Source organism: Synechococcus sp. HK05, assembly GCF_019104765.1.
Lineage (GTDB): Bacteria > Cyanobacteriota > Cyanobacteriia > PCC-6307 > Cyanobiaceae > Vulcanococcus.
Window position 1 is genome coordinate 562,753 of sequence record NZ_JAHRXJ010000011.1, and the last position, 26,392, is coordinate 589,144.

Annotated in this window: 31 protein-coding genes; 17 read left to right on the top strand and 14 right to left on the bottom strand. The window is 67.5% G+C overall.

Features of this window, described 5'->3' with window-relative positions:
• Positions 1-34: 34 nt before the first annotated feature.
• Positions 35-298, top strand: a complete 264-nt coding sequence (gene grxC, locus KUL97_RS12225) for a glutaredoxin 3 (protein ID WP_217797219.1) — start codon at positions 35-37, stop codon at positions 296-298.
• The gene (gene gshB / locus KUL97_RS12230) at positions 295-1,290 is read left to right on the top strand and encodes a glutathione synthase (protein ID WP_217797220.1); all 996 of its coding nucleotides are present in this window, start codon (positions 295-297) and stop codon (positions 1,288-1,290) included. The genes grxC and gshB overlap by 4 nt, the downstream gene beginning before the upstream one ends.
• On the opposite strand, the gene KUL97_RS12235 is transcribed toward gshB, so the two are convergent.
• Together KUL97_RS12235 and KUL97_RS12240 are read right to left on the bottom strand one after the other, a co-directional pair.
• Entirely contained in the window at positions 1,280-2,137 is an 858-nt protein-coding gene (locus KUL97_RS12235) for an ion transporter (RefSeq protein WP_217797221.1), read from the bottom strand. The genes gshB and KUL97_RS12235 overlap by 11 nt on opposite strands.
• Positions 2,134-3,567, bottom strand: coding sequence for an isochorismate synthase MenF (locus KUL97_RS12240; protein ID WP_217797222.1), 1,434 nt, complete (start codon positions 3,565-3,567; stop codon positions 2,134-2,136). Before KUL97_RS12240 ends, KUL97_RS12235 begins: the two co-directional genes overlap by 4 nt.
• Before the next feature lie 26 nt (positions 3,568-3,593).
• On the opposite strand from KUL97_RS12240, the gene menA reads away from it, so the two are divergent.
• Genes menA through KUL97_RS12260 form a run of 4 tightly spaced genes read left to right on the top strand, consistent with a single transcriptional unit; the run spans position 3,594 to position 7,098 of the window.
• A complete protein-coding gene (gene menA, locus KUL97_RS12245; protein ID WP_217797223.1) occupies positions 3,594-4,553 on the top strand; it encodes a 2-carboxy-1,4-naphthoquinone phytyltransferase in 960 nt (319 codons plus the stop codon).
• Positions 4,550-5,527 (top strand): o-succinylbenzoate synthase, encoded by a 978-nt coding sequence (locus KUL97_RS12250; protein WP_217797224.1) that lies wholly within the window; start codon positions 4,550-4,552, stop codon positions 5,525-5,527. Before menA ends, KUL97_RS12250 begins: the two co-directional genes overlap by 4 nt.
• Complete coding sequence (locus KUL97_RS12255; protein WP_217797225.1) at positions 5,509-6,768, top strand: AMP-binding protein; 1,260 nt, start codon at positions 5,509-5,511, stop codon at positions 6,766-6,768. Before KUL97_RS12250 ends, KUL97_RS12255 begins: the two co-directional genes overlap by 19 nt.
• Before the next feature lie 48 nt (positions 6,769-6,816).
• The gene (locus KUL97_RS12260) at positions 6,817-7,098 is read left to right on the top strand and encodes a TM2 domain-containing protein (RefSeq protein WP_217797226.1); all 282 of its coding nucleotides are present in this window, start codon (positions 6,817-6,819) and stop codon (positions 7,096-7,098) included.
• A 165-nt stretch (positions 7,099-7,263) separates the two neighbouring features.
• Here KUL97_RS12260 and KUL97_RS12265 read toward each other — a convergent pair whose 3' ends face one another.
• The 3 genes from KUL97_RS12265 to KUL97_RS12275 all read right to left on the bottom strand — a co-directional run bounded on the left by KUL97_RS12265 (position 7,264) and on the right by KUL97_RS12275 (position 9,306).
• Positions 7,264-7,713 (bottom strand): thioesterase family protein, encoded by a 450-nt coding sequence (locus tag KUL97_RS12265; RefSeq protein ID WP_217797227.1) that lies wholly within the window; start codon positions 7,711-7,713, stop codon positions 7,264-7,266.
• Positions 7,710-8,036 carry a DUF2752 domain-containing protein gene (locus tag KUL97_RS12270; protein WP_217797228.1) on the bottom strand — a complete coding sequence of 109 codons (327 nt, stop codon included), beginning with the start codon at positions 8,034-8,036 and terminating at the stop codon, positions 7,710-7,712. Before KUL97_RS12270 ends, KUL97_RS12265 begins: the two co-directional genes overlap by 4 nt.
• A gap of 85 nt (positions 8,037-8,121) precedes the next feature.
• Positions 8,122-9,306, bottom strand: coding sequence for an NAD(P)H-quinone oxidoreductase subunit H (locus KUL97_RS12275; RefSeq protein WP_217797229.1), 1,185 nt, complete (start codon positions 9,304-9,306; stop codon positions 8,122-8,124).
• Positions 9,307-9,365: 59 nt separating this feature from the next.
• Between KUL97_RS12275 and rsmH the strand changes: the two genes are divergently transcribed.
• Together rsmH and KUL97_RS12285 are read left to right on the top strand one after the other, a co-directional pair.
• Positions 9,366-10,286 carry a 16S rRNA (cytosine(1402)-N(4))-methyltransferase RsmH gene (rsmH, locus tag KUL97_RS12280; protein ID WP_303246138.1) on the top strand — a complete coding sequence of 307 codons (921 nt, stop codon included), beginning with the start codon at positions 9,366-9,368 and terminating at the stop codon, positions 10,284-10,286.
• Complete coding sequence (locus KUL97_RS12285) at positions 10,283-11,623, top strand: hypothetical protein (RefSeq protein ID WP_217797231.1); 1,341 nt, start codon at positions 10,283-10,285, stop codon at positions 11,621-11,623. Before rsmH ends, KUL97_RS12285 begins: the two co-directional genes overlap by 4 nt.
• Here the strand turns inward: KUL97_RS12285 and KUL97_RS12290 are convergent.
• Positions 11,610-12,380, bottom strand: coding sequence for a hypothetical protein (locus KUL97_RS12290; RefSeq protein WP_254896441.1), 771 nt, complete (start codon positions 12,378-12,380; stop codon positions 11,610-11,612). The two genes, KUL97_RS12285 and KUL97_RS12290, sit on opposite strands and share 14 nt — an antisense overlap.
• Before the next feature lie 100 nt (positions 12,381-12,480).
• Positions 12,481-13,629 (bottom strand): cysteine desulfurase family protein, encoded by a 1,149-nt coding sequence (locus KUL97_RS12295; RefSeq protein WP_217797233.1) that lies wholly within the window; start codon positions 13,627-13,629, stop codon positions 12,481-12,483.
• Here KUL97_RS12295 and KUL97_RS12300 point away from each other — a divergent pair.
• Genes KUL97_RS12300 through KUL97_RS12315 form a run of 4 tightly spaced genes read left to right on the top strand, consistent with a single transcriptional unit; the run spans position 13,628 to position 16,588 of the window.
• Positions 13,628-14,230: a hypothetical protein gene (locus tag KUL97_RS12300; RefSeq protein ID WP_217797234.1), complete on the top strand. Its 603-nt coding sequence runs from the start codon at positions 13,628-13,630 to the stop codon at positions 14,228-14,230. The two genes, KUL97_RS12295 and KUL97_RS12300, sit on opposite strands and share 2 nt — an antisense overlap.
• 9 nt (positions 14,231-14,239) lie before the next feature.
• Positions 14,240-14,986, top strand: a complete 747-nt coding sequence (locus KUL97_RS12305; RefSeq protein ID WP_217797235.1) for a response regulator transcription factor — start codon at positions 14,240-14,242, stop codon at positions 14,984-14,986.
• Positions 14,979-15,971 carry an RluA family pseudouridine synthase gene (locus tag KUL97_RS12310; RefSeq protein ID WP_254896442.1) on the top strand — a complete coding sequence of 331 codons (993 nt, stop codon included), beginning with the start codon at positions 14,979-14,981 and terminating at the stop codon, positions 15,969-15,971. The genes KUL97_RS12305 and KUL97_RS12310 overlap by 8 nt, the downstream gene beginning before the upstream one ends.
• Before the next feature lie 38 nt (positions 15,972-16,009).
• Positions 16,010-16,588 (top strand): hypothetical protein, encoded by a 579-nt coding sequence (locus tag KUL97_RS12315; RefSeq protein ID WP_217797236.1) that lies wholly within the window; start codon positions 16,010-16,012, stop codon positions 16,586-16,588.
• 70 nt (positions 16,589-16,658) lie between these two features.
• Here KUL97_RS12315 and KUL97_RS13910 read toward each other — a convergent pair whose 3' ends face one another.
• The 3 genes from KUL97_RS13910 to KUL97_RS12330 are packed head-to-tail and all read right to left on the bottom strand — an operon-like array spanning position 16,659 to position 19,337.
• Entirely contained in the window at positions 16,659-17,429 is a 771-nt protein-coding gene (locus KUL97_RS13910) for an E3 ubiquitin ligase family protein (RefSeq protein ID WP_217797237.1), read from the bottom strand.
• A 4-nt stretch (positions 17,430-17,433) separates the two neighbouring features.
• Positions 17,434-18,159 (bottom strand): magnesium protoporphyrin IX methyltransferase, encoded by a 726-nt coding sequence (gene bchM, locus KUL97_RS12325; protein ID WP_217797238.1) that lies wholly within the window; start codon positions 18,157-18,159, stop codon positions 17,434-17,436.
• Between the two features lie 44 nt (positions 18,160-18,203).
• Positions 18,204-19,337, bottom strand: coding sequence for an N-acetylglucosamine-6-phosphate deacetylase (locus KUL97_RS12330; protein WP_217797239.1), 1,134 nt, complete (start codon positions 19,335-19,337; stop codon positions 18,204-18,206).
• A 53-nt stretch (positions 19,338-19,390) separates the two neighbouring features.
• Between KUL97_RS12330 and purE the strand changes: the two genes are divergently transcribed.
• The 3 genes from purE to KUL97_RS12345 all read left to right on the top strand — a co-directional run bounded on the left by purE (position 19,391) and on the right by KUL97_RS12345 (position 21,707).
• On the top strand, positions 19,391-19,921 hold the full coding sequence (gene purE / locus KUL97_RS12335) for a 5-(carboxyamino)imidazole ribonucleotide mutase (protein WP_217797240.1): 531 nt from the start codon (positions 19,391-19,393) through the stop codon (positions 19,919-19,921).
• 76 nt (positions 19,922-19,997) lie between these two features.
• Positions 19,998-20,618, top strand: coding sequence for an oxidoreductase (locus KUL97_RS12340; protein WP_217797241.1), 621 nt, complete (start codon positions 19,998-20,000; stop codon positions 20,616-20,618).
• 12 nt (positions 20,619-20,630) lie between these two features.
• Positions 20,631-21,707 (top strand): AI-2E family transporter, encoded by a 1,077-nt coding sequence (locus tag KUL97_RS12345; protein WP_217797242.1) that lies wholly within the window; start codon positions 20,631-20,633, stop codon positions 21,705-21,707.
• On the opposite strand, the gene cysC is transcribed toward KUL97_RS12345, so the two are convergent.
• Genes cysC through KUL97_RS12360 form a run of 3 tightly spaced genes read right to left on the bottom strand, consistent with a single transcriptional unit; the run spans position 21,688 to position 23,803 of the window.
• Positions 21,688-22,335, bottom strand: a complete 648-nt coding sequence (gene cysC, locus KUL97_RS12350; RefSeq protein WP_217797243.1) for an adenylyl-sulfate kinase — start codon at positions 22,333-22,335, stop codon at positions 21,688-21,690. The genes KUL97_RS12345 and cysC overlap by 20 nt on opposite strands.
• A 6-nt stretch (positions 22,336-22,341) precedes the next feature.
• Positions 22,342-23,478, bottom strand: coding sequence for a ChaN family lipoprotein (locus KUL97_RS12355; RefSeq protein ID WP_217797244.1), 1,137 nt, complete (start codon positions 23,476-23,478; stop codon positions 22,342-22,344).
• Between the two features lies 1 nt (position 23,479).
• Complete coding sequence (locus tag KUL97_RS12360; protein WP_217797245.1) at positions 23,480-23,803, bottom strand: translation initiation factor; 324 nt, start codon at positions 23,801-23,803, stop codon at positions 23,480-23,482.
• Between the two features lie 67 nt (positions 23,804-23,870).
• On the opposite strand from KUL97_RS12360, the gene KUL97_RS12365 reads away from it, so the two are divergent.
• Complete coding sequence (locus KUL97_RS12365) at positions 23,871-24,092, top strand: hypothetical protein (protein ID WP_217797246.1); 222 nt, start codon at positions 23,871-23,873, stop codon at positions 24,090-24,092.
• 16 nt (positions 24,093-24,108) lie between these two features.
• Positions 24,109-25,362: a tryptophan synthase subunit beta gene (gene trpB / locus KUL97_RS12370; RefSeq protein ID WP_217797247.1), complete on the top strand. Its 1,254-nt coding sequence runs from the start codon at positions 24,109-24,111 to the stop codon at positions 25,360-25,362.
• 3 nt (positions 25,363-25,365) lie between these two features.
• On the opposite strand, the gene KUL97_RS12375 is transcribed toward trpB, so the two are convergent.
• Complete coding sequence (locus tag KUL97_RS12375) at positions 25,366-26,358, bottom strand: heat-inducible transcriptional repressor HrcA (RefSeq protein ID WP_368656158.1); 993 nt, start codon at positions 26,356-26,358, stop codon at positions 25,366-25,368.
• Positions 26,359-26,392 lie beyond the last annotated feature (34 nt).

Below are 26,392 nucleotides of genomic sequence, written 5' to 3' on the forward strand. Positions count from 1 at the left end.
GCTTCTAGGATCCACGCCACCGAAGAACGCCCTGATGGCGAACGTTGAGATCTACACCTGGCGCGCTTGCCCGTTCTGCATCAGGGCCAAGGCGCTGCTTGATCGCAAGGGCGTGGCTTACACCGAATATGCGATCGATGGTGATGAGGCCGCTCGCGCCGTGATGGCCTCCAAGAGCGGTGGCCGCCGCAGCGTGCCCCAAACCTTCATCAACGGCCAGCACGTGGGCGGTTGCGACGACCTACATGCGCTGGAGCGCAGCGGTCAGCTGGATGCGCTGCTCGGAGCCGCTGCTTGAGCGTGATCGAGAGCGGCCGTGAGGCCCAGCTGTTTGTGATCGATCCGATCGCGCAGCTTCGCCCCACCAAAGATTCCAGCGTGGCCCTGATGCAGGCAGCCCAGCGGGCTGGCCAGCAGGTGTGGGTCTGCACGCCGGCCCAGCTGGCGGTGCTGGGTTCTGATCCGGCCCATGAGCCGATGGTGCTCGCCCAGCCGATCCGCCTGGCTGAGATCCGGCCCACCGCCAGTGGCTGGGATCTCCCCGATCCTTGGTTTGAAGCGGAAGAACCCCGCTGGCTGCCGCTGGCCGCGTTCCCGCGAGTGTGGATGCGCAAGGACCCACCGGTGGATGAGGCTTATCTCTATGCCACCCATCTGCTCGAGCTGGCGGAGCGCCAGGGGGTGCGTGTGCTGAATCGCCCCGCCTCGCTGCGGGCCTGGAACGAGAAACTCGGTGCCCTGCGCTGGAGCCACCTGATGGCCCCCAGCCTTGTGAGTAGCAACATCGAGCAGCTGGCTGCCTTCGCCGCCGATCATGGCGATGTGGTGCTCAAGCCCCTCGGTGGCCGCGCCGGGCAGGGTGTGGTGCGCAGCCACGCCGGTGCCCCTGGGATGAAGGCATTGCTGGAGCTGGTGACCAACCAGCAAACGCTGCCGGTGATGGTGCAGGCGTTTCTGCCGGCGGTAACCGCCGGCGATAAGCGCATCCTGCTGGTGCATGGTGAGCCCCTCGGCGCGGTGAACCGCAAGCCGGCCCCGGGGGAATTCCGCAGCAACCTGGCGGTGGGCGGCGCACCGGAAGCCACCGAGCTCACGGATCAGGAACGGCGCATCTGTGCAGAGCTGGCACCCGCTCTCCAGGCAGAGGGCCTGTTCTTCGTGGGCATCGATGTGATCGATGGCCGCCTCAGCGAGATCAATGTGACCAGCCCCACCGGCGTGCGCGAGGTGGAGCGCCTCGGCGGCATCGCCCTGGCGGATCAAACGATGGAGCGCTTGCTCACCCTTTGAGGGGCTTCCCGCAGTGCGGGCACTGGCCCATGGGGGCCTCGGGGGCTGTCTTGGCCTCCACCCCGCGCCGCTCCCGCTGCACCTGCTGGATGCTGGCGGTCACGATCCCGGTGGGCACCGCGATGATGCTGTAGCCCAGCAGCATCACCAGCGAGGCCACGAAGCGCCCGAGGGTGGTGACCGGCGCCACATCGCCGTAGCCCACGGTGGTGATCGTCACGATCGCCCAATAGATCCCCACCGGGATGCTGGTGAAGCCGCTGCGCTCGCCCTCGATCACATACATCAGGGTGCCGATCAGCACTACCAGCGCCACGATCGTGAGCATGAACACGGTGATCTTGCGGCGGCTGGCCACCAGGGCCTGGCGCAGCAGCTGCGCTTCATCGAGGTAGGAGCCGAGCTTGAGGATCCGGAACACCCGCAGCAGCCGCAGCACCCGCACGATCAGCAGGGATTGCGCCGCTGGGATGCCGAGGGTGAGCAGCGGCGGCAGGCTCGACACCAGATCCACCAGGCCGAAGAAGCTGCGGGCGTAGGGCCATGGCCTGCGGCTGCAGAGCAGCCGTAGCAGGTATTCCAGGCTGAAGAGGCTGGAAAACAGCACCTCCAGCGGCTCGAACAGGGCGCGGTATTGGCCCCGTAGCCGTGGATCGCTCTCCAAGGCCACCAGCATCACGCTGAGCACGATGGCGATCAGGAGCGCCAGATCAAAGCGCTTACCAGCAGGCGTGTCGGCTTCAAAAATGATCCGTTCGAGCCGGGCTCGGCCCAGCCAGCGGCGAATCGCCAGGGCGAGGCCGAGCAGCGCGGCGAGGAGCCCGAGGCCAGCGCTGAAGTCGCTCACGGGCGGCTGATGCTGCTGTTGAGGTGGGGCAGATCCAGCTGCTGCTGCAGCACCCCCAGCTTCAAGGCCACTTCCGCCAGCTCCCGCTCCACCGCCGAACCGCGCACCAGGCCTGCGCCGGCGGTGAGCTCGAGCCGTTGCCCCTGCAGGCTGCCGCTGCGGATCGCCACCCGCAGCTCGGTGTCGCCTTCGCTGTCGATCCAGCCGATGGGAGCGGCGTAGTAGCCCCGCTCAAACGGCTCCAGGCTGCGGAGTGCGGCCATCGCTTCACGCCTGGGTAGCCCTGCCACGGCGGGTGTGGGGTGCAGCGCTGCAGTCACGGCCAGCGGTTGTTGCTCGGCCAGGGCTGCCGTGATCGGTGTGTGCAGATGCACCAGTTGCCCGTGGCGGGCTAGGCGCGGATGGCGTGGGCGGCGGGGCGTGAGACCGCTCCGTTGGAGCACCTCAGTGATCGCTTCCACCACCAGCTCATGCTCGCGGCGGTCTTTGTCGGAGTGCAGCAGCTGGTCGGCGTTAGGGCCCACCGGCGCGGTGCCGGCCAGGGCATCACTGCGCAGCTGGCCTTGGCGCACGGTGAGCAGTCGCTCGGGGGAGGCGCCCAGCAGGGCGGGACCATTGGCCTGTTGCCAAAGGAAGCGGCAGCTGCCGGGCTGGCGTTGACGCAGCTGCGCCAGCAGCAGCAGCGGATCGAGTGGTTGGGCCAGCTGGAGCTGTTGGCGCACCGCCAGCACCAGCTTGCGTAGGTCGCCCGCTTCCACCAGCTCCAGGCCGCGCTCCACCACCGAGCGGTAGCCCTCCTGCCAGGGGGAGCTGCTCACGATGGCCGGGCCAGGCGCATCTCCCTGATCGGCGCAAGGATCCGCCGGCAGTTGGGCCAGGCGCAGGGCCTGCTCCCACAGTTCTTCGGCGAGGGCACGGGCGCTCACCTCGCCGCCGAGGGTGCGCTGCAGCCGCAGCCAACAGTGTCGGCCCTGCCGGCTCAGCTGCCAGCGGGGCAGCACCGCCTGCACACCCGGCACGCCGTCGCCCTCCTGCAGAGGGCTGTCGAAGAAGGAGAAAGCCAGCAGCACCCGCGGCCGCGCCAGCGGCGGGCAGGCCTGCGGTGCAGCCAGCCGTCCCAGACTCACGGCGCTAAAGCGTTGGGCCAGCTCAAAGCGGCGCGGGCCGCTCAGCTCCAGGCTGTTGCAGCGGCCGCTGGCGGCCAGGCACAGGCCGGGGGCGCTGTCCCACAGGAAGCGAAAGCGCTCACCCTGCTCCAGCTGGCTCAGCAGGGCCATCGGGTCGCGGCCTGTGAGGGGCAGCGCCAGGCTGAGCACGCCTTCTCCCTCCAGCAGGCGGGCGCCCTCGGTGGCTGCCGCCAGCAGATCGCTGAAGCTGGTTGTGACGCTGGATGGAGCCTGCACCCGGAACGGGCAGAAGCGGCTGCTCAAATGTATGGGCCTTCTTGCGCCGCCAGTTGCCCTCGCCCGCGTCCGAGCCTCAGGTCGTCGCAAGCCTTCACGCCGATCCGGCGCAACGGCGGCGCCTCTGGAAAGCGGCGATCAAGTGGCCGATGTATTCGGTGGCGGTGATGCCGGTGCTGTTGGCCGCCGGTTGGCGTGCCGGGCAGGCCCTGCCGGTGCGCGTGGATCAGCTCGTGCTGTTTCTGTTGGCGGCGGTGCTGCTGCTGGCCTGGGAAAACCTCGCCAACGATGTGTTCGATGCCGACACCGGTGTCGACACCCAAGGCAAACCCCATTCCGTGGTGAATCTCACCGGACGGCGCGATCGTGTGGCGCTGCTGGCGAATGGCGCGCTGCTGTTGGGGCTGTTGTTGATGGCCCTCGTGGCGCTGCGCAGCAGTGCGGCGGTGATCGCCCTGGTGCTGGCCTGCTGCGGTATTGGCTACGCCTACCAAGGGCCACCTTTGCGTCTGGGGTATCGGGGCCTTGGCGAGCCCTTGTGCTGGGTCGCCTTTGGCCCCTTGGCCACAGCCGCTGCCCTTCTGGCCCTGGCCCCTGTGGGTGAGGGGGGTGTGCCGTGGCAAGCGGCGCTGGAGCTGGGCAGTGGCCCGGCTCTGGCCACCACGCTGGTGCTGTTCTGCTCCCATTTCCATCAGGTGGAGGAGGACGCAGCCCATGGCAAGCGTTCACCGGTGGTGCGGTTGGGTACGGGGCGTGCTGCTGCGTTGATTCCCTGGTTCGTGGCGCTGACGCTGGCCTTCGAGTGGGCGCCGGTGCTCGTGGGGCAATGGCCCCTCACGGCCCTGCTGGGGGCCATCGGGCTGCCGCCTGCCCAGGCGCTGATCCGCTTGCTGCGTCAGCACCACCGCGAACCGGATCGGATCGTGGGCAGCAAGTTTCTGGCCTTGCGCTTTCAGGCCCTCAATGGTCTGGGCTTGGCGCTGGGCCTGGCCCTGGGGCGCTGGCTGGGATGAGTGCCGAGGGCCTGCTGCAGCTGAGCTGGCGGCCCTATCGCTTTTTGTTGCCGCGCAGCCTGATCACCAGCCGTGGAGAGCTGGTGGAGCGCTCCGGTTGGCTGCTGTGTTTGCAGGCTTCCAGCGGTGCGCTCGGATGGGGTGAGGCTGCCGCCCCGCTGTTGGCGCCGGCCGCGCCGGAGCTGGCCGCGGCAGTTGCGGCGCTGCCGTCAGCTCTGGAGCGCGAGGAGCTGGAGCAGCGGATCTTGCAGCTGCCAGCACCACTGGCTTGCGCGATGGGGATGGCCTTGGCGGAGCTCGATGGCGCTGGTGGCTGCTGGCAGCTGGCCCCGCGCTCAGCCTGGCTTTTGCCCGCAGGTGAGGCGGCCCTGGCGACCTTGGAGCGCGTGCTTGCCAGCGCAGCTGGATCGCTCGGATGGCCCGTCACCGTGAAGTGGAAGGTGGCAGCCCAGCCGGATGCCGAGGAGCGCGTTCTGCTAGAAGCGCTGCTGGAGAGGTTGCCCGCAGCCGCCTGGTTGCGTCTGGATGCCAATGGTGGTTGGGATGTAGCCACGGCCCACCGCTGGGCGGATCGCTTGGTGGATGAACCGCGGTTGCAGTGGCTGGAGCAGCCTTTGGCGCCCTTGGAGCACGCCGAACTGGCGCGCCTGGCCGAGCGGCTGCCTGTGGCCTTGGATGAATCGCTGTCCCATCTGCTGCCGCACCAGCTCGAGGCCTGGCCTGGCTGGCAGGTGCGCCGCCCGTTGCAGGAGGGCGATCCCCGGCCGCTGCTTCAGCAGCTGCAGGCTGGCCTGCCCCACCAGATGATCAGCACAGCGTTTGAAACCGGTATCGGCCGGCGCTTCGTGGAGCATCTGGCGGCGCTGCAGGCACAAGGCCCCACGCCGGCCGCGCCAGGTTTGGCACCCGGATGGCAACCCGAGGGCCTGTTGTTTGCCGCGGAACCCGAGCGGGTGTGGGAGGCCGCGGCGTGAGCCAGCCGCTGCTGCTGCGCACGGGCGGCGATCGGGCTGAGCTGGCGCTCACCTTGTTGCAGGCCTGGGATCGGGAACAGACCGTGGCGATTGCTGCGCCCGAGGAGGCCGCCCTGCTGGAGGCGGCGTTGCCTTCCCGCAGCGACCCCGCCTCGGGGCCAGCGGTGGTGCTGGGCACGGGCGGTAGCAGCGGTGGGCGCCGCTGGTGCGTGCAACCCCTCGCTCACCTGCAGGTGGCCGTGGCTGGCACTGCCCAGTGGCTGCAGGCTTTGAAGCTGGAACCAGCCCAGCTGGAGCTGTTTAATCCCCTGCCGCTCCATCACGTGAGTGGACTGATGCCACTGCTGCGGGCCAGGGCCTGGGGCGCTGAGCTGCGCTGGCTTTCCCCTGTGTGGATGCGTGAGCCCGAGCAGCTGCTGGCCGAGGCCTTCCCGGGGGATCCCGATCGGGCCGTGCTTTCGCTGGTGCCCACCCAGTTGCAGCGCTTGCTGGATGGGCCGGCCGGGATCCGCTGGCTGGAGCGCTTTGCCCTGATCTTGGTGGGCGGCGCGGCCCTGCCAGCTGCCCTGGCCCAGCGTTGCCGGGATCTGGGGATTCGCTTGGCTCCCTGCTATGGCAGCACCGAAACCGGCGCCATGGTGATGGCCCTGTCTCCGCAGCAGTTCTTGGCCGGTGTGGATGGATGTGGCGCGGCCTTGCCCCATGTGCAGCTGCGCCTTGAGGCCGGCAGCGGTGCGCTGCAGATCAAGACCGCCAGCCTCGCTCTGGGGATGTTGCAGCAACGGGAGCTGCAGCCCTTGCCGCTCGATCAGGGCTGGTGGAGCAGCGGCGATCGCGCTCAGCAGGGGCCTGAGGGTTGGCAGCTGTTGGGGCGCCTCGATGGTGCGATCCAAAGCGGGGGTGAAACCGTGTTCCCCGAGCAGGTGGAGCGGCGTTTGCTGGAGCTGGCTCGGGCTCAGGGGCTCGCTGTGGAGGACCTGCTCGTGTTGCCGGAGCCCGATCTGCACTGGGGTGAGCGGCTGGTGGCCTTGGTGAAGCCGGCGGCTGGCATCGATGTGGGTGAAGCGGCGCTGCGGCCATCCCTGCAAACGCTCGCTCTGAGCCTGCCGCCGAGCCAACGGCCGCGGCGCTGGTTGGCTTGCCCTGAGCTGCAGCGCAGCTCTTTGGGAAAATGGGAGCGCCGGCGCTGGCGTGCGTGGCTGAGCTCCCATTCGGCGGTTCAGCCTGCCCCCGAGCCCTGACAAGTGCTGCACAGGCGGCTACAAGCAGGGTGTAGCGCCTGGTGATGCATGAGCAACGGCGATTGGAGTGCCCTCGATCTCACGGAGGTGAGCAACAAAAAACTGGCAGCCGGCTTGCTGGGGATCTTTCTGGGATCCTTTGGCCTTCACAAATTCGTGCTGGGTTACACCAAAGCGGGTTTGATCATGCTGTTGGTTACGGTGCTCACCTGTGGTGTAGGTGGGTTTGTGATGGGGCTGATCGGTGTGATTGAAGGGATCATCTATCTCACGCAAACACCGCAGGAGTTCAAAGCCACCTACCTCGACGGACGCAAGGAATGGTTCTGAGCCGTTCCTCCAGCCGCGTGTCCGCTGGCCTGCTCTTGGTGGCAGCTGGGGTGAGTGCCTGTGCTTTGGGAGATGGCTGGACCATGGGTTTTCATCCCTTTGCCCTGCTGGCGGCTCTGCTGCCGCTTCAGCTCGCTGCTTTGCTGTGGAGCCTCAAGGGAACGCCTACAGCGGCTGCACGCCGCGTTGCAGCGATGAGGCCTCCAGCCAGCGATTGATGGCGGCTGGTAGTGCGCGCCGAGCCCGTTCGCTGCTGCTGATGGCCAGGTGGCGGGTGAGACCCTCGGCCACTGAGGTGCCGTTACTGCTGAAGCGATAACGCACTTCAAAACATCCGGGATCGAGGTGTTGCGGCTCCAGGGCGATCGCTAGAGGATCGCCACACACGAGTGGTTGGAAGAAATCAGCGCTGCAATGCACGATCGGCAGCGCGATTTCGGGCCTGGATCCCGGTCTGGGAAACACATCCGCCGCTGCGATGCCGAAGCGCTCCAGGCTTTCCTCGTAGGCCTCGTGGCACCAATGCAGCAACTGAGGGAAATGCATCACCCCAGCAGCGTCGGTGTCCCCGAAGCGCACGGTGCGGCAGAGCAGCAGCCAGCTTTCGGGATTCATGGGGCAGCCAGGTTCGGGAAGGCGTTGAAACCAGTGAAGCTGAGGCCAAGCCGTAGGGCCCAGTAGCTCAGCAAAGCCGCTGTGATCCAAATCAACGTGCGGGTTCGGAGCCGCCAGGGCAGCAGTTCACGCCGCCGGATCGCCTGCGCCGACCACCACAGAAGACCCGCCGCCAGCAGGGGGCCAAAGGCATGCCAGCGCACCGAATCGGCCAGGTTGCCCGTGAGGGCTGCACTGGTGGCGCGGGTGAGAAAGCAGGTGGGGCAGGGGATGCCCGTGAACGCTTGCAGCGGGCAGATCCATCCTGGAAGGCCGGGATGCATTCCCTTGAGCCACAGAGACGCCGTGAAAGCGCTCGGCAGCAGCCAGCCGGCGTGGTTCAGGCGGCGCAGGAAGCGGTTCAGGACTTCAGCGGTCCACCGAGCCCATGATCACGTCGATTGAGCCGAGGATGGCCATGATGTCGGCCACCTTCGCGCCCTTGAGGATGTGGGGGAGGATCTGCAGGTTGTTGAAATCGGCGGCACGGATCTTGAAGCGCCAGGGGGTCACGTCGTTGTTGCCCTGGATGAACACACCGATCTCGCCCTTGCCCGATTCCAGGCGGGTGTAGAGCTCGCCATCGGGAATCTTGAAGGTGGGTGCAACCTTCTTGGCCACGATCTGATAATCGAAGCCGGCGAATTCACTGGTTTTGCCCTCGGCCATGCGGCGGGCTTCCAGATGTTCGGTGGGGCCGCCGGGAATCATCTGGCAGGCCTGGCGCAGGATCTTGAGCGACTGGCGCATCTCCTCGATCCGCACCCGGTAACGGGCGTAGCAGTCGCCCTCCTTCTCCCAGGCCACATCCCAGTCGAAGTCGTCGTAGCACTCGTAGTGATCCACCTTGCGCAGATCCCAGGGCACCCCTGAAGCGCGCAGCATCGGGCCCGAGAGGCTCCAGTTGATCGCCATCTCGCGGCTGATCGTGCCCAGACCCTCGATCCGCTTGCGGAAGATCGGATTGTTGGTGATCAGCTTCTCGTATTCATCGATCTTGGGGCCGAACCAGTCGCAGAAGTCGAGGCACTTCTCCAGCCAGCCGTAGGGCAGGTCGGCGGCCACACCGCCGATGCGGAAATAGTTGTTGTTGATCAGGCGCTGACCAGTTGCCGCTTCCCAGAGGTCGTAGATCATCTCCCGTTCGCGGAAGATGTAGAAGAACGGTGTCTGGGCGCCCACGTCAGCCAGGAAGGGGCCAAGCCAGAGCAGGTGGTTGGCGATGCGGTTGAGCTCCAGCATCAACACGCGGATGTAGCTGGCGCGCTTGGGCACCGGCACATCGGCCAGGCGTTCGGGGGCATTCACCACGATCGCCTCGTAGAACATGCCGGCCGCATAGTCCATGCGGCTCACATAGGGCACGAACATCACGTTCGTGCGGTTCTCGGCGATCTTCTCCATGCCGCGATGGAGGTAGCCGATCACCGGCTCGCAGTCCACCACGTCCTCACCGTCGAGGGTCACCACGAGCCGCAGCACCCCGTGCATCGAGGGGTGGTGCGGCCCGAAGTTCACCACCATCGGCTCCGTGCGCGTTTCCAGCTGCGTCATGGGGCCGAGGGGTGGGAGCTCGCTGGCGGGATCTTAGGAAGGAAGGGCCGCCGCTTCCGTTGCCGGGCTTGGGCGATCCGCAGGATTCCGCCACGTTTAATCACGTTCCGGTGCTGGCGGGGCCAGTGCTGGCCGGTTTCGCCGAGCTCGAGCCTCTGCTGGAACAGCACGGCGACGGCCTGCTGATTGATTGCACCCTCGGCGGCGGCGGCCACAGCGCCCTGCTGCTGGAGGCCCATCCGCGCCTGCGTTTGATCGGCCTGGATCAGGACCCCACCGCCCGCGCTGCGGCGGCTCGGCGCCTGGCGTCCTTCGGGGATCGTGCCCAGATCGTGGCCACCAACTTCGCGAGCTACCAGCCAGAGGAGCCGGCCCTGGCGGTGCTGGCCGACCTGGGGGTGAGCAGCCCGCAGCTGGATGTGGCGGAGCGGGGCTTCAGCTTTCGCCTCGATGGCCCGCTCGACATGCGCATGAACCCGGCCGCGGGCGAGACCGCCGCCGAGCTGATCGCGCGGCTCGATGAAACGGAGCTGGCGGATCTGATCTACGCCTACGGCGAGGAGCGCCTCTCGCGCCGGATCGCCCGGCGGATCAAGCACGATCTGGCTGAACAGGGCCCCTACAGCGGCACCGCAGCGTTGGCCTATGCGGTGGCCGGTTGCTATGCGCCGAAGGCCCGCCGGGGCCGCATTCATCCCGCCACCCGCACCTTTCAGGCCCTGCGCATCGCCGTGAACGATGAACTGGGCGTGCTGGATCGGCTGCTGCAATCCGCCCCCAACTGGCTCCTGCCGGGCGGCCTGTTCGGTGTGATCAGCTTCCACTCCCTGGAAGATCGCCGCGTGAAGACGGCGTTCGTGAGTGATGAGCGGCTGCAGCGCATCACCCGTAAGGCCGTGCAGGCCACACCCGAGGAAGAGTTGGCTAACCCCCGCAGCCGCAGTGCCCGCTTGCGCCTGGCGCGCCGCCGCAGCGTGTGACCTGGCCCGCCACGCTTCCAGGCACCTTCCTCGATGCCCTGCCTGCAGATCAGCGGGGCGAGGCTGAGGCGGTGGCCCTGGCCTGGATGGGTTTCCTGCCGGGCATGGAGCGGGCGCTCCCGGCGGCGCAGGCTCGCCCGGGTCATCCCGCTCTGGCGCTGCTGGCGGGGCTGGTGGCGCTGCTGGGCCAGACCCCAGCCGCCGCCGCGGAAGCGGCCCGTCACCTGCAGGTTGCACGCCGGCGTGCAGACCGTCTCGATGCCTGGGGGCAGGGCCTGCTGCCCCTGGCCGAACACTGGCTGTCCGGCGAACTGGGGTTGGCGCTGCGCGCTGCCGAGCAACTGGCGGCGGCCCACCCCGAGGCTCCACTCACCCTGAAGCTGGCGGAGTGGCTCTGCTACCTGCGTGGCCAGGCCGTGCATGGCGCCCGCCTGCTCGATCTGGCCCTCTGGTTCGGCCGCCATCACCCGCATCACCCGGATGTGCGGGCGATCGAGGCGTTTGCGCACGAGCTCTGCGGCTCCCTGCCGGCAGCTGAGCGCTGCGCCCTCCAGGCCGTCGAGCTACGTTCGCTCAACCCCTGGGCCGATCACGCCCTGCTCCATGCCCTGCAGCGTGGTGGAGCTCTCGAGCGGGCTCTGGCGTTCGCGGAGCAGCGCTCATCCAGTTGGTCTGCGGCGGCAGCACCGATGGCGTTGCACAACCATTGGCACTGGGCGCTGCTGTGGCTGGAGACGGGTGATGCACCCGCCGCGCTGCGCCAGTGGCAGCAGGCACTGGCGCCTCAGCCGGTGGATTCGGGCACCGGTGAGCTGATCGATCGCATTGCTCTCCATTGCCGGCTGGAACTGGCTGCAGCAGAGCCGCTGCTCCCACCGTTCGATCCAGTGTGGTCGGCCCTGGCTGAGGCGATCGGTGATCGTGTGCTGCAGCCGGAGGCGCCCCTGATCGCTGCTCACTACGGCTGGTGCCTGGCCCGGGCTGGCTGCAGTGGCCCTTTGGCAGCGCTGCGCGGCCGGGTGGAGCAGCTGGCCCATCACCCGGGCGCGGTGGAGCCGGCCTGGTGCTGGCAGCCGGCCGGGTTGGCGATGCTCGATGGCGTTGTGGCTCTGGCTCAAGGGCGCCATGCCGACGCCCTGGCCTTGCTGGAGCCGGTGCAGGGTTGGTTCCCCATGGCCGGTGGCAGCGATGCCCAGGCTCAGATCCTGGATCAGATGCTGCTGGTGGCCGCCCGCGCTTGCGGTCGCCGGCCTCTGGTGGAACAACGGGTGGGGCGGCTGCGGGCCGATCGGCCGCAGCTCACGCCCCTGGATCGCCACTGGCTCAGCTGTTGCTGAGGATGCCGGTGTGGTCCTGGCTGCCGAACAGCTGGCGATAGGCGGCGGTACTGATGCAGATCACCACCGGGAAGATCACGAACAGTCCGCCGTAGCTGAACAGCGCGGCCACGGCGTGGATCACGCTTTCCACGATTCCAAGCCACAGCACCACCCACCAGCTGGGGTTCACGCCGCTCACGCCGGCCTGGATGGTTTCCACAGGACGCTTCACCCCGAACAGCGAAAGCTGCAGCAGGAACTTCTGGCTGATCAGGAACCAGATGTAGAAGATGCCAAACACGATCACCGGAATCACGGTGAGGGTGGTGTTGAGGGCATTCAGGCCTGTGCCGATCAGGGCGGCCACGAGGCCCACCACGCCCAGCACGATCGCCAGCAGGATGGCTGAGCCGAGCAGGCGACCGCTTGCGGCGCGATCCCAGCGGGTGAAGTTGCGGAACGAGGGGCGCTGGCCATCGAGGCTCATCCAGGCGCAACGGGTGATGCCCACCACGCCCCAGAGGCCCACGATCACGTAGCCGATGGCGCCCACCACCACGGCGATGCCGGCGGCCACGGGATGGAGGAAGGGCAGCTCACTGCTGTTGAGCCGCAGCAGGCCCCCCAGCAGCAGTGCGCCGAAGGGCACCAGGATCAGGGTGACAAGCACCTGGAACAGCAGGAACGGCCAGGGGGCTCTGCAGAAGGCCTGCCAACCGTCTTCCACGGCGCGCAGCACCTGCAGCTTGTTGGTGCCGGGGGTCGGCAGGCTCATCAGCACAAGGCAATTGCCCGGAAGGTAGCCATTGCTGCAGTGCTCGCCCAGCTTTTGTTGCACTCCGCGTTCAGCGTGAACGCTTTGTGGTGGGGTCGACTCAGCCCTGGCGCAATTCGGTCACGGCGGCCCTCACCAGGGACGCGGCGCTGTTGATGTCGGCAGCGCTGGTGTGGCGACCCAGGCCGAAGCGCAGCGCCGCTGCCGCCTGCTGGCGGCTGAGCCCCAGGGCCTGCAGCACGTGGGAGGGCTCGCCGCTGCTGCAGGCGGAGCCGCTGCTGATCGCCAGGTGAGGCCGCAGCCGGCGTTGCAAGGCGCTGCCCTCCACGCCCTCGATCCACACATTCAGGTTGTGGGCCAGCCGAGGTGCCGGGGCGCCATTGCGGTGCACGCCGCCCAGCTCCTGCAGCTGTTGCCAGAGCTGATCCCGCAGCGCTTTCAGCCTCACGGCCCGTGCAGCTTGGTCGGCCAGGGCGAGCTCGAGCGCTGTCGCCAGCCCCACGATCAGGGGCACCGGCAGGCTGCCGGCCCGTAGCCCCTGCTCCTGGCTGCCGCCATGCAGCTGCGGCGCCAGCGTCACCCCCGGGGCTACCACCAGGGCGCCGATGCCCTTGGGGCCATAGAGCTTGTGGCCGCTCAGGCTGAGCAGATCGATCCCCAGCGCCGCGGGCAGCAGCGGGATGTGGCCCACGGCCTGGGCGCCGTCGCAATGGAGGCGGATCCCCCGGGATCGGCAGAGCTCGGCGATGGCCGCGATCGGTTGCAGCACACCGATTTCGTTGTTGGCCGCCATCACGCTCACCAGCAGGGTGCTGGGGCGCAGCGCTTGGCGGAGCTGCTCGAGGTCCACCAGCCCCGAGGCGGGTACCGCCAGTTCGGTGAGCTCAAAGCCGTGGCGGCTCAGGTAGCGCAGCGGATCGAGCACGGCCCGGTGCTCGGTGCTGAGGCAGAGCAGGTGGCGCCGCCTGCCCCCGGCGTGCAGCTCCGCTTCGGCGAGGCCCTTAAGGGCCAGGTTGTTGGCCTCGGTGGCGCCACTGGTGAACACCACGGCTGTGGATTCCACCCTCAGGGCCGTTGCGATCTGCGCGCGGGCCTGCTCCACCGCCGCTGCCGCCAGGAGACCGGGCCGGTGACTGCGGCTCGCGGGATTGGCGAACTGTGCACTCCACCAGGGCGCCATCGCCTCCACCACCGCCGGCTCACACGGGGTGGTGGCCTGGTGATCCAGGTAGATGACGGGATCGGCCATGGCCACCCATGCTGGCAAGCAGCGTGCTGTGCTGGCCCTGATGGCTGTTGCGTTCCGGCGGATCTGGTGCCGCTTGGCTGTGGGAGGCGGGCTGCTGTTCGGCCTGGCTGCTCCACTGGCCGCGGTTCCCGCCGCTGCTCAGACGTCCCTCGGTGCTCCAGACCCCAGCAATCCCCACCGCAGCGCCACGGATCAGCGCCCCGCTGATTTGGTGCTGCTGCGGGAGTGGACCACGATGGAAGGTGCGTTTGCCATCGGTGTGCACAACGCGAAGCCCGATCCACGGGATGCCTCAGCCCGCACGATTGTGGTGTGGGTGGAAGCACCCGGTGATGTGAAGTTGGCGGTTGATACGTTGCGCTGCAGCCCTGAAGCGCCCATGCGGCTCACCCGCCGAGGGCGTGATCTGTTGATCAAGGAGCTCAATCCCGGCGGCACGATCACAGAGGCCAACCGGCTCGATCACCAGATTTGGTGGGCGGCCTGTTTCCCTGAGCAGGCGGGCAAGGATCCCGCCACCCTCCAGGCCCAAGCGCGTCAGCTCGGTTACTCGGGCCAGCTGCGTGAACAGATGCAGGTGCTGCCGAGTCACCCTCGATAGATTGCACGTATGAGCCTCGAACCCGAATCCCAGGCCCCTGAGCAGGCCGAAGCCGCCGCACCACAGCCCCCGGCACGCCTGCTGTTGGTCGACGACGAACCCGGCCTGCGCACCGCCGTCCAGGCCTATTTGGAGGATGAGGGCTTCCAGGTGACCACCGCCGTCGACGGCGAAGACGGCTGGGCCAAGGCCCAGGACCTGTTGCCGGATCTGGTGATCAGCGACGTGATGATGCCCCGCCTCGATGGCTATGGGTTGCTGCGCAAGCTGCGCGATGACGAGCGCCTCGGCGGCACGCCGGTGATCTTCCTCACCGCTAAGGGCATGACGGCTGATCGCATCGAAGGCTTCCAGGCCGGCTGCGACGACTACATCCCCAAGCCCTTCGATCCCGATGAGCTGGTGGCCCGTGTGCGCAATGTGGTGCGTCGTCAGGAGCGCCTACTCCACGAAGCGGCCCGCTTTGCCGATGCCGATATCGGCCAGATGGCCAAGCAAATCACCGAGATTCGCTCCCTGCTGGCCACCGGTGGCAGCAAGAAGCAGGTTGCTGCGGTGAAGCACGAGTTCACGCCGCGCGAGGCGTCCGTGCTCCAGCTGGTGGCCGAGGGAATGATGAACAAGGAGATTGCCCGGCGCCTGGAAACCTCCATCCGCAATGTGGAGAAATACGTGAGCCGGCTGTTCACGAAAACCGGCACCGCTAGCCGCACCGAGCTGGTGCGCTACGCGCTCGAGCACGGTCTGGTTGAGTAGGGATCCAGAGCTGTGGCTGCCGGCGGCCTTCAACCGCGGCCACGCCTATCGCGATCGTGTTGATCGCCCCGCCGCCAGCATTGCTGGCTTTTACGCGGCGCGTTATCGCCATTCCGATCAGGCGGTGTGGATGGAGCGCCTCGCCGCCGGTGAGATCTGGCGGAACGGCCAGCAGCTCCAGGCCGATGGGGCCCTCTCCCCGGGTGATCGGCTGGTGTGGCATCGGCCCCCCTGGCAAGAGGCTGCCGTGCCGGTGCTCACCCAGCGCTCGATCGTGTTTGACGACGGCGATCTGCTGGTGCTGAACAAGCCCAGCGGCCTGCCGGTGTTGCCGGCCGGGGGGTTTCTCGAGCACACGCTGTTGTCGCAGCTGCAGGCTTGGGCCCCCACCGCGCGCCCGGTGCATCGGCTCGGGCGCTTCACCTCCGGGTTGCTGGTGTGCGCGCGCCGGCCCGCGAGCCGCGCTTGGTTGAGTGCCCAGCTGCGTGAGAGCACCCAGGCCTGCGTCCATGCCAAGGCGGGTCGCTCCTGCCGCAAGCTGTACCGCACGCTCTGCGCAGCTTTGCCGTCGGATTGGGCGGTTGGTGCAACCAAGCCCATCACTGCTGCCATTGGCAGACGCTGTCATCCACTGCTGGGTCAGATCTGGTGTGCCGCCCTGCCTGGTGATCCCGCAGCATTGCCATCACGCAGTGAACTCACCCTGCTGGAACGTCGGCCGGAGACATGTCTTGTGGAGGTGGCCATCGCCACGGGGCGACCCCACCAGATCCGCATTCATCTGGCTGCCATCGGTGCGCCTTTGGCTGGTGATCCGCTCTACCGAGTCGGCGGCACCGCTGATCCGCAGGTGTTGCCTGGTGCCGGTGGCTATCTATTGCATGCTCATGCCCTCAGCCTGTGGCCTCCTGCTGGTGCGTCGCTGCACCTGAAGGCCGCGCTGCCCCCCCAGCTTGCTGAGGGCGATGGGTTTACCGAGGCTTAATCCGCTTCCTTCAGAATGCAGCCAATCGTTTGATCTTCATGCGCCGTTTCCTCGCTGCGATGGTGGTCGGCTCGCTCCTGGTTACGGCGGCTTGTTCAAGGCAGCAAGGCTCCAATCTTGCTGAGGAGGAGGCCACTGCTAAAAACCTCAATCTGAGTCTCTGCGATGTGCAGAGTGCCCGTTTTGATGATGACACTGCCGACGGTAAGCCCAGTGTGGGAGATGGCTTTACATATGTGATCAAGGTCTCCACGAAGAGTGGTCCCAAGGCCTGTGATGTGCCCCAGGGTCAATTCTTTGGTGTTGAGGAGATTGTTCAGGAGATGCCGGGCGATCAGGGCGGCAAGAGCTTCCTTACGAATTTTCAGGGAACTTTCATGCTCCCTGATGGAAATATGCAGCTGCGCTCGATGGGCTACGTGAGTGTTCAGGCTGCTGAGATGGCTCAGATGAAACGGTCGGGACCTGTCGCCATGGGCCTTGGTGATTTGTTCCCCAAGCAGCACGAGGCTTCGGTGATCGGTCAGGGGGGATCCTTCACCGGCTACCTCGGCACGGCTGTGCTTGTCCCCGGTCAGCCTCCGGTGGCCCAAATCAAACTATTCAAGCGGTTTTGAGGACGTCTCCGGCTTGCTCAACAGTCGGCAGACGTAGAAGTGGACGAGAGCGAAGTGGAAGACAGCTTCCTTAGCGCTGCAGCAATGAAGCCAGTGTTGTTGCTGCTGCAGCACAGGTCAGCACCCAACTGCTCGCCGTCCAGATGCGCCGCCAGCGGCGAATGCTGCGGCTGAAGGCCTCTTCGCCGCCGCGGCGCACCACGAACAGGCCGGCCTCGAGTGGTGCTTGGAGCTGCAGTGCGCCACCGCTGTCGCTGCATTCGGCCACCACAAACACCATCCCATTGGGGCGAAGAATGGCCTCCTCGCGGCGGGTGCCGAGGGGCCGTGTGTTGTGGGTTGCAGGTGCTGAGGCTGGTTCCACATTGCTGAACACGGTTTCCAGTTCCAGATCAGCCGCTGTGGGATCAAGCTTGAGTTGTTGATTGCCTTGGCGCAGGGCAAAGCTGCAGCGGCGTTCCAGGGTTTCGAGGGTGTCCTCACGTCGCTCCCAGCTGACGCTGGTGTGGCTGTTGCCCTCGCTGTCGGTGCTGGTGCGCTCCTCCCTCACCTCCATCAGCGCGGTGGTGGTGTTGCGGAAGGCCACACAGGGTTCACCGCTCCAGGGGGCCGTGAGCGGTGCGGCGCACACGATTTCGGCCGAGAGCTTCACCCGTTCCCGGAATGAACCTGCTCCCATCTGCGCAGCCACGGTGGCCTGCAGATCCAGCAGCTCCGCCACGCTGCTGCTGCGGGCATCGAGCAGATGAATCAGCTTCTTCGCCTGATGGCGGCGAGCTAGGGCTGTGCTGATGGCGCCGGCTCCCAGCACCGCTGGAATCAGCAGCTGGGAGCCCTCCACCGCCTCAGGCCTTCTCGAAGGCCAGCAGGCGCGAGAAGTAGAAGGGGGCCTGGTTGAGGCTGCGGCGCTTCAGTACGAAGCCGGCTTCCTCGGCGGCCTTCACGATGCCGGCTTCCTTGAGGGTGTAGGCGCGGGTGGTCTTGCTGGGGCCGGGGAAAAGCTGGCCAATGCCCTTGAGCAGCGCCAACAGCGGCGTGTAGGGGGCGAAGCTCACGATCAGGTGCTGCTCGGCCATCGAGGCCAGATGGCGCACCATCTCTTCGGCCGGCTGCTGGGGGTAGTGGATGAACACATCCAGGCACACCACGGTGTTGTAGCTGCCGCTGAGGCTCTCCAGATCGGAGGCCAGGAAGCTGATCTGCCCCTTTTGCACGCCTGCTTCGATAGCGCGCCTCTCGGCCTCCTTCACCATCGCCTCCGATAGATCGGAGGCGGCGATGGATCCCGCGCCGAGCTCGGCCAGGGGCAGGGTGAGGCTGCCCACGCCGCAACCGGCGTCGCAGAAGCTGCGGCCCGCCAGATTGCCCTGCTCCTTGAGCCAGGTCAGCACGTTGTCCACCGTTTTCTGGTGGCCGATGCGGATGTTGCGCTGCACCTTGTTCACATCGTCGGACTCGCTGTAGATGCGGTTCCAGCGATCGAAGCCGGTGGTTTCGAAGTAGCCCTTCACCTCCTGCTTCTCGGCCGCTTTCTGGGCCTCGGTGCTTTGGGAGAGCTGCTCGGTGGGCATCGGCTCGGGCCTGGGGGCTTTGGGTCAGATGGGGCGGATCCTATTCAGGCTGCCCACTGCCAGCGCAGATCCCGCGCGTCGCCGCTCCAGCGCAGGCACTCCGCCAGAGGCCTGCCCCTCAGTTGCTCGGCGGCTGTGACCGGAGCCCCCAGCAGCCTGAGCGGCAGCACGGTGGCGGCCGCGATCGCCTGGCCGGCTTCGCCGCTCCAGCTCGCCAGGCGCACTACCGCTTCCAGCAGAGGCAAGGTCACCCCGGCGAGGGTTCCGTCGTCCAGGCGGCAGCTGCCGTTCTCCACGATCAGGGCCCGCTCATCCCAGCGGTGCACGCCATCGGCCAGGCCGTAGGGGGCCAGGGCATCGCTCACCAGCAGGGTTTGCTCCGGCAGCAGCCGCTGCAGCAGCACCGCCATCGAGGGCGCCACATGCACCCCATCGGCGATCAGCCCCAGGGCGACATCGCCGCGCAGGGCCGCCGCGGCGATCGGGCCCGGGGCCCGGTGATGCAGGCCGGGCATGGCGTTGAAGGCGTGGGTGATCATTCCCACCCCCTGGCTGAAGGCTTCCGCCGCCTGGGCTTCATTGGCTTCGCTGTGGCCAAGGCTCACCAGGATCCCGAGCTGGCGCAACGCCTCGATCACCTCACTGGCACCCGGTAGCTCCGGCGCCAGAGTGACGAGGGAGATCTCCTGCTCGAAGCCGCCGATGCGGGCGTTGAGCGCTGCCAGGCTGGGGGCGGCCAGGTGTTGGCGGGGATGGGCGCCGCGCCGGGCCTCCGCCAGGAAGGGCCCCTCGAGGTGGGCACCGAGCAGCCGGCAGCGCCCCGGTTGATGCACGGCCCGAGCCTCGCGCAGTACCGCTAGCGCCTGGCGCAGCTCGGTGATTCCGCAGGTCACGAGCGTGGGGGCGATCGCCTCCACGCCGTCGCGCCAGAGCAGCTCCAGCAGTTCCAGCAGCCGGGGCAGATCGCCTGGGGTGAGCTCCGGGAAGGCCAGGCCGAGGCCGCCGTTGATCTGGAGATCAACGCCCATCGGGCTCAGCCAATCACCGCCCCAACAGGTTCCGGCCGCGGTGCTGCCGGCGCTGAGCGGTTCGATTGCCGCGATGCGCTGCTCGTGGTCGACGCCGATCCGCCACAGGCCCGTGGTGGCCGGCAGGCGCACGGAGCTCAGCCAGTGCATCGAACAGCGGGGCGGGAGAATGCCATTCTCGCCGCCTTTGCTGCCTGCATCCGATGCCTGAACAGTCAGCCCCGCTCGTGGCCGTGGTGATGGGCAGCGACTCCGATCTGCCCACGATGCAGCCGGCGGTGGAGATGCTGCAGAGCTTTGGAGTGGCCACCGAGGTGCGAGTGCTTTCGGCTCACCGCACGCCCCTGGAGATGGTGGCCTTTGCCCAGCAGGCCGCCGGCCGCGGCTTCAAGGTGATCATCGCCGGCGCCGGCGGTGCCGCTCACCTGCCCGGGATGGTGGCCTCCCTCACCACGCTGCCGGTGATCGGTGTGCCGGTGCAGACCCGCGCCCTCTCCGGCGTGGATTCGCTGCATTCGATCGTGCAGATGCCGGCGGGGATTCCCGTGGCCACGGTGGCCATCGGCAATGGCGCCAATGCCGGCCTGCTGGCGGCCCAGATCCTGGCCACCGCCGATGTCGCCCTGGCCGAGCGGGTGGCGGCCTACCGGCAGGGCCTGCACGACCAGGTGGTGGCCAAAGATGCCCGCCTGCTCGAGCTGGGCAGCAGCGCCTACCTCCAGCAGATGCCCTGAAGAACGCCTGCCCAGCCTGCGGATCAGTTCCATAACCCAGCCTTAACGTCCGGGGCAAGTTGCTGCGTTTGCTCGGATGTCTACGGGTTGGCCTCAACGGCCTCTGCTTCGGGTGCTGCTGGTGGCTGTGGTGCCGGCGCTGATCGTTTACGTGCTGGCCCTGCTGCTCAGTGCTGCGGCCGGCATTCGCACGCAGCTGGTGATCCGCGATCTGGCCCAGAGCTGCGACACCGCTTTGGGTGTGGGCTTCCTCTCCAATGTGGGCTATCTGCTTTGGATCTCCGCGGCGGCGATCGCACTCTTTGGTGCCCTGTCTGGTGTGGTGGATGTGCGGGGCCGGGTGCGGCAGCTGCTGCTATGTGGCGGCGGGTTTTCGCTGCTGCTCTGCCTCGACGACATGTTCCTGCTGCACGATCGCTACATCGGCAGCAGCTTTCTGTACAGTCTGTACGCAATTTTCGCGCTGCTCATTCTCTTTCGCTTCCGCGCCCAGGTGCAGGCCCTTGGTGGGGGCTCGTTCCTGCTGGCTGTGGTGTTGCTGGGTCTCTCGGTGATCACCGATCAGCTGCAGGAGCTGATTCCCATCGATTACGCCACCCTGCAGCTCTTTGAGGAAGGTGCGAAGTTCCTGGGGATTGCCGCCTGGCTGGCCTTCTGGTGGCAGGCCACCGCGGGCGCCGGCAAGCTGAAGGCCTGAACGCCGTTCCCGATGCTTGAGCGCCTGGTGCTGCCGCTCTGGCTGCGCCTCAGCCTGGCCCTGCCGCTGCTCACCCTCAACCTCTGGGTGCTGCGGCAGCTGCTGTTGCCGCTGGCTCCCTTTCCGGCACTGTTCCTGGCGGCGGCCTTGATTGCTTTTTTGCTGGATCTCCCCACCCGCTGGCTCGCAGATCGGGGGCTACCTCGGCTGCTGGCGGTGTTGCTGGTGGTGGGGCTGGGCCTTGGGCTGCTCGTGCTCTCCGCACTCTGGTTGCTGCCGCGGCTGATCGAGCAGCTGGGTGAGCTGATCAATGCACTGCCCTCCTGGCTGGTGGAGGGTGAGATCTGGCTCGATCGCCTCGAGAGCTGGGCCGCCGATCGCAACCTGCCCACCGAATTCACCGATCTCAGCAGCACCTTGTTTGCCCGGGCCAGTCAGCTGGCCAGCCAACTCAGCCAGCGGGTGCTGGGGATCCTGGGGGCCACGGTGGGGATCACCGTGAACACCGTGATCGTGGTGGTGCTGGCGGTGTTTCTGCTGCTGGGCGGCGAGCGGATCGTGGCGGGCCTGGCCCGTTGGTTGCCCGATGGCGTGCGCGATCTCGTGATCGGCACGCTCAACCGCACCTTCCGCGGCTATTTCGCCGGCCAGGTGTTGCTGGCGGTGATCCTGAGCGTGCTCCAGATCGTGGTGTTCACGCTGCTGGCGATTCCCTATGGCGTGCTGTTTGCCGTGGCGATCGGCTTCACCACGCTGGTGCCCTACGCCAGTGCGCTCACGATCGTGCTGGTGAGTGTATTGCTCGCCCTCGACGATCCCCGCACCGGTTTAGAGGTGTTGGCAGCTGCCATCAGCGTGGGCCAGGTGGTGGATCAGGTGATCCAGCCGCGCCTCATGGGCAGCATCGTGGGGCTCCAGCCCGCCTGGCTGCTGGTGTCGCTGCCGGTGGGTGCGCGCATCGGCAGCCTGATGGGCTTCGGTGATCTGCTGGGACTGCTGCTGGCGGTGCCGGTGGCCAGCTGCATCAAAACGTTTTTCGACGCTTGGCGACCCCAGCAGCCCGCTCCGCTCAGCCCTGCTGGGGAATAACGCCCTGGGCGCTCAGGTGGGCCAGCACCTGCTCCACGCTCTGCTCGAGGGTCTGGCTGCCGGTGTCCACCCGCAGCTCGGGGTTCTCGGGAGCCTCATAGGGGCTGGAGATGCCGGTGAATTCCTTGATCTCGCCAGCGCGGGCCTTGGCGTAGAGGCCCTTGGTGTCGCGCTGCTCGCACACGGCCAGATCAGCGGCGCAGTGGATCTCCACGAAATCACCAGCGGCCACCAGGGCACGGGCGCGGTCGCGATCGGCCTTGAACGGCGACACGAAGGCGGTGAGCACCACCACGCCGGCATCGAGGAAGAGCTTGCTCACCTCACCGATGCGGCGGATGTTCTCTTCGCGGTCGGCATCGGAGAAGCCCAGGTCTTTGCAGAGGCCGTGGCGGATGTTGTCGCCATCGAGCACGTAGCAGGCCAGGCCGCGCTCGAACAGGGCCTGGTTCACGGCGTTGGCCAGGGTGCTCTTGCCCGAGCCGCTCAGGCCGGTGAACCAGAGGATGGCGCTTCGGTGGCCGCGCTGCTCCGCCCGTGCCGCCCGATCCACCGAGGCGTGGTGCCAGGCGATGTTGGTGGAAGCCCCCTGATTGGTGAGCTCGCCGTAGGTGGGGGTTGCGGTCATGGTGGATCAGGCGTTGGCGCTATTGTCCCTGGCGGCGAGGCGCGGATCGCTGGAGGGCGGCAGCTGAAGCTTCAGCTCCAACCGATGGCCGCGGCGTTCCACCGTGAGCACCAGTGGCTGCCCATCGGGATGGAGGCGCACGCCGCGGATCACCTCGCCGGCTCGCTGCACCAGGCGGCCATTCAGCGCCACGATCCGATCGCCGGGTTTGAGGCCGGCGGCGGCCGCTGCCGAGCCCGCTGCCACCTGCCGCACCCACACGCCGCTGGCATCGCTTTCGAGGTAGACCCCCAGGCGGGCCCCTTGTGGGGCGGGCGCGCAGCCATCGGGAAGGGCCGGCCGGCGCAGGCTCAATTGCCGCTTCAAGCCCAGGTTGTTGAGCTGGCTTGGCACACCGTCGTCACCCTCGAGATGCCCCACGCCGATCAAGGCCACTAGTAGGGATGTGGGGTTGCGCCGGTGTGCTGCTGCGAGTTCTTCCGCCATGGCCCGATCACGCAGCAGTTGGCTGTCAATGAAGCCCTGCAGATCTGTCTCGCGGCCTGCAGCAATCCCCATGGCCTGGTGCCCACGCCAGCTGGCCTCCAGGCGCTGGCGGTAGGCCGGGCTGGCGGGGCTCGGGTCTCCGATGCCGCCGCGTTCAGCTGCCGGTGTGGCCGCCAGACCCTGCTGGCGCACCCGCCGCACCAGGGCCGGTTCGGCATTAAGGGCCAGCAGGGGTACCCGCCGCAGCCGGGCCCAGTGCAAGAGCGGCAGATACAGGTTTGGGTCGTGCCCCCACACCGCGGGCCAATCCACCTCGCGCAGCAGGCCTGCCACATCGAGCTCGCCGCGGTTGAAGCGATCCAGCACCGGTTGGCGTGCCGCTGGAATCATCTCCAGGGCGAGGGTCAGCTGGCGCTCACTGCTCAGGCGTTCCAGGGTGCCGAGCTGCCAGGCGTGGTCCTCCACGCTCGTGTGGATCTCCCCGAGCAAGAGCACCGCCAGCGTTTTGGCTTGCTGTTGCAGCTCCTGCTGCTGGCGCTGGGCGGCGGCCAGGGCGGCCTGGCAATCCAGCGGCAGCGGTGCCGGCACTGCCAGGGCGGGCCGACCCCACAACAGCGAGCCCAGCAGAACAGCACCAGCCCAGCCGCGGCCTTGCATCTCAGCCCCCGGCCTGCTTCGGGCGATAGCCCGCCTTCTCCAGGGCCGCCAGGGCTGGGGCCACCTGGTCGCCCTGCAGTTCGATCACCCCATCCTTCACGGTGCCGCCGGTTCCTGCCGCTGCCTTCAGCTGTTTGAGCAGGGCCTTGAGCTCGCTGTCGGGGGCTTCCAGGCCGGTGATCGCCGTCACCATCTTTCCGCCCTTGCCCGCCTTGGTGCGCTGCACCCGCACCCGTTGCTGGTTCTTGGCTGTGGGCTCCGAGGCTGGTGCACCGCGCTGGAGGCTCTCTGGTCTGCTGAATTCCTGCCAGCCGCCCTTGGCCATCGCGCTGCCTTTCGCTAAACCCAGTTCAGCGCATCACTGGCTCGCACCGCCTCAGCCGCCTCACGCGATGGATCTGCCTCCCCTGCAGCTGGAGATGGTGCGGTTCGGCCTGCAGGGACAATCGGCTGCTGCGGAGTGCCAGCTCGCCGACGACCGGATCAAAGCGAGCTTGTTTGGTGTGTTGGTGGAGCCGGCAGAGCCCTGCCGCCGCGAAGCGGGTCGGATCCGCATCGATGAACCGCCTGGCTGGCCGGCGCTGCCGCCGCCACCAGTTCCTACGCTGCAGTGATTCCGCTCAGGCGCCGGTGACCAGCAGCGTTCCCCAGGTTGACCACGCAGCCCTGGAGCTTGCCGCCAGGCCCAACAGCCTCGGGCGCTATGGCCAGTTCGGTGGTCAGTACGTTCCGGAAACGTTGATCCCTGCCCTGGCAGAGCTGGAGCAGGCTGCTGCTGAGGCCTGGAAGGATCCGGCCTTTACCGAGCGGCTCAACCATCTGCTGCGCACCTATGTGGGGCGCCCCAATCCGCTGTATGAGGCCGAGCGGCTCAGCGAGCACTACCGGCGGCCCGAGGGCGGCCCGCGCATCTGGCTGAAGCGCGAAGACCTCAACCACACCGGCGCCCACAAGATCAACAACGCCCTCGGTCAGGCGCTGCTCGCCCTGCGCATGGGCAAGAAGCGGATCATTGCCGAAACCGGCGCTGGTCAGCACGGCGTGGCCACCGCCACTGTTTGTGCCCGCTTCGGCCTGGAGTGCGTCGTGTACATGGGCGCAGAAGACATGCGCCGCCAGGCGCTGAATGTGTTCCGCATGCGCCTGCTGGGGGCCACGGTGCAGCCCGTCACCGCCGGTACCGCCACCCTCAAGGACGCCACCAGCGAAGCGATCCGCGACTGGGTGACCAACGTGGAGAGCACCCACTACATCCTCGGTTCGGTGGCCGGCCCGCACCCGTTCCCGATGCTGGTGCGCGACTTCCACGCTGTGATCGGCGAGGAAACCAAACGCCAGTGCCATGAAGCCTTCGGCCGCAACCCCGATGTGCTGGTGGCCTGCGTGGGCGGTGGCTCCAATGCCATGGGCCTGTTCCATCCCTTCGTGCAGGACACCGATGTGCGCCTGGTGGGTGTGGAAGCCGCCGGCGATGGTGTGGCCACTGGCCGCCATGCCGCCACGATCACCGAGGGCCGCGTGGGTGTACTGCACGGCGCCATGAGCCTGCTGCTCCAGGACAGCGAAGGCCAGGTGCAGGAAGCCCACTCGATCAGCGCCGGCCTCGATTACCCCGGCGTTGGCCCTGAGCACAGCTACCTCAAAACCATCGGCCGGGCTGAATACGGCGCCGTCACCGATGCGGAAGCCCTGGATGCGCTGCAGCTTCTGTGTCGCCTGGAGGGGATCATCCCCGCCCTGGAAACGGCTCACGCCTTCGCCTGGCTCGACAAGCTCTGCCCCACCCTTGCTCCCGGCACGGAGGTGGTGCTCAATCTCTCCGGCCGTGGCGACAAGGATGTGAACACCGTGGCCGACAAGCTGGGCAGCGCCCTCGGCGGCTAAGGCTCAGCTCAGCAGCCGTTCCAGGCTTGCAGCCACAACGCGCACGGCGGAGCGGGCTGTGGCGTAGGCCATCCGCATCGGCCCGATCAGCGCCACCTGGCCCTTGCTGCCGCTGCTGGTGCGATAGCCCGCCTGCACCACGGCGCAGTTGTGGAGAGCGGGGTGGGGATGTTCAGCGCCGATCCACACGCCTCCGTAGTGCAGGGCTTGCTCGCTCTGCAACACCTGTGCCGGCTCCTCTTCCACCAGCTGCAGCAGGGGGCGCAGGCTGGAGCTCTGGCCGAATTCCGGTTGGCCGAGCAGGCCGCCAAGCCCCAGGGTTACTGCACCATCGCTCTGGGCGACCGGCGCCTGTTGATGGCTGCTGAGTCCTCGACGCAGCAGCTGGCCGCTCAGCTGCAGCTGCGGCGGTAGGGCATCCCAGTTGAGTTGGCCCTGGGTGAGCTGATGACTGGCCCAGCGCTCCAGGGCGGGGACTTCTGCGGCTGCGGTCGTTGGCAGCCGCAGGTTGAGGCTGGTGGCGGAGGCGCTGCCATCCACCAGGAACACCATCAGGCGATCACCGCTGGGCACCAGGCGCAGGGCCTGCAGGGCGGGGCTGGGCCGCTGCGGCCGTGTGATCAGGCTCAGGAGCCCCGTGAGGTCGGCGAGGCGGCGGGCTAGATGCAGCAGCAGGTCGTCGAAAGCGGCCCACTGCAGGCTCAGACCCATGAGCTCTCGCTGCAACTGGATGGCGGCGGCACCGGGGGCTGGCAGCAGGTAGTCCACGTAGTGCCGGTAGCCCAGGGGGCTGGGCACTCGTCCTGCGGAGGTGTGGGGCTGGGTGAGCAGGCCGCGCTGCTCCAGGGCCCCCATGGCGGAACGGATGGTGGCGGGGCTGGCCTCCAGCCCGAAGCGTTGCACCAGCGTTTTGCTGCCCACCGGTTCGGTGGTGTCCACGTAATGGCGCACGGTGGCCTGCAGCACTTGCTCTTGCCGGCGGGGCAATGGCTGCACGGGAGCGGCGTCTGCGTTGGACGTGCGGGGATCG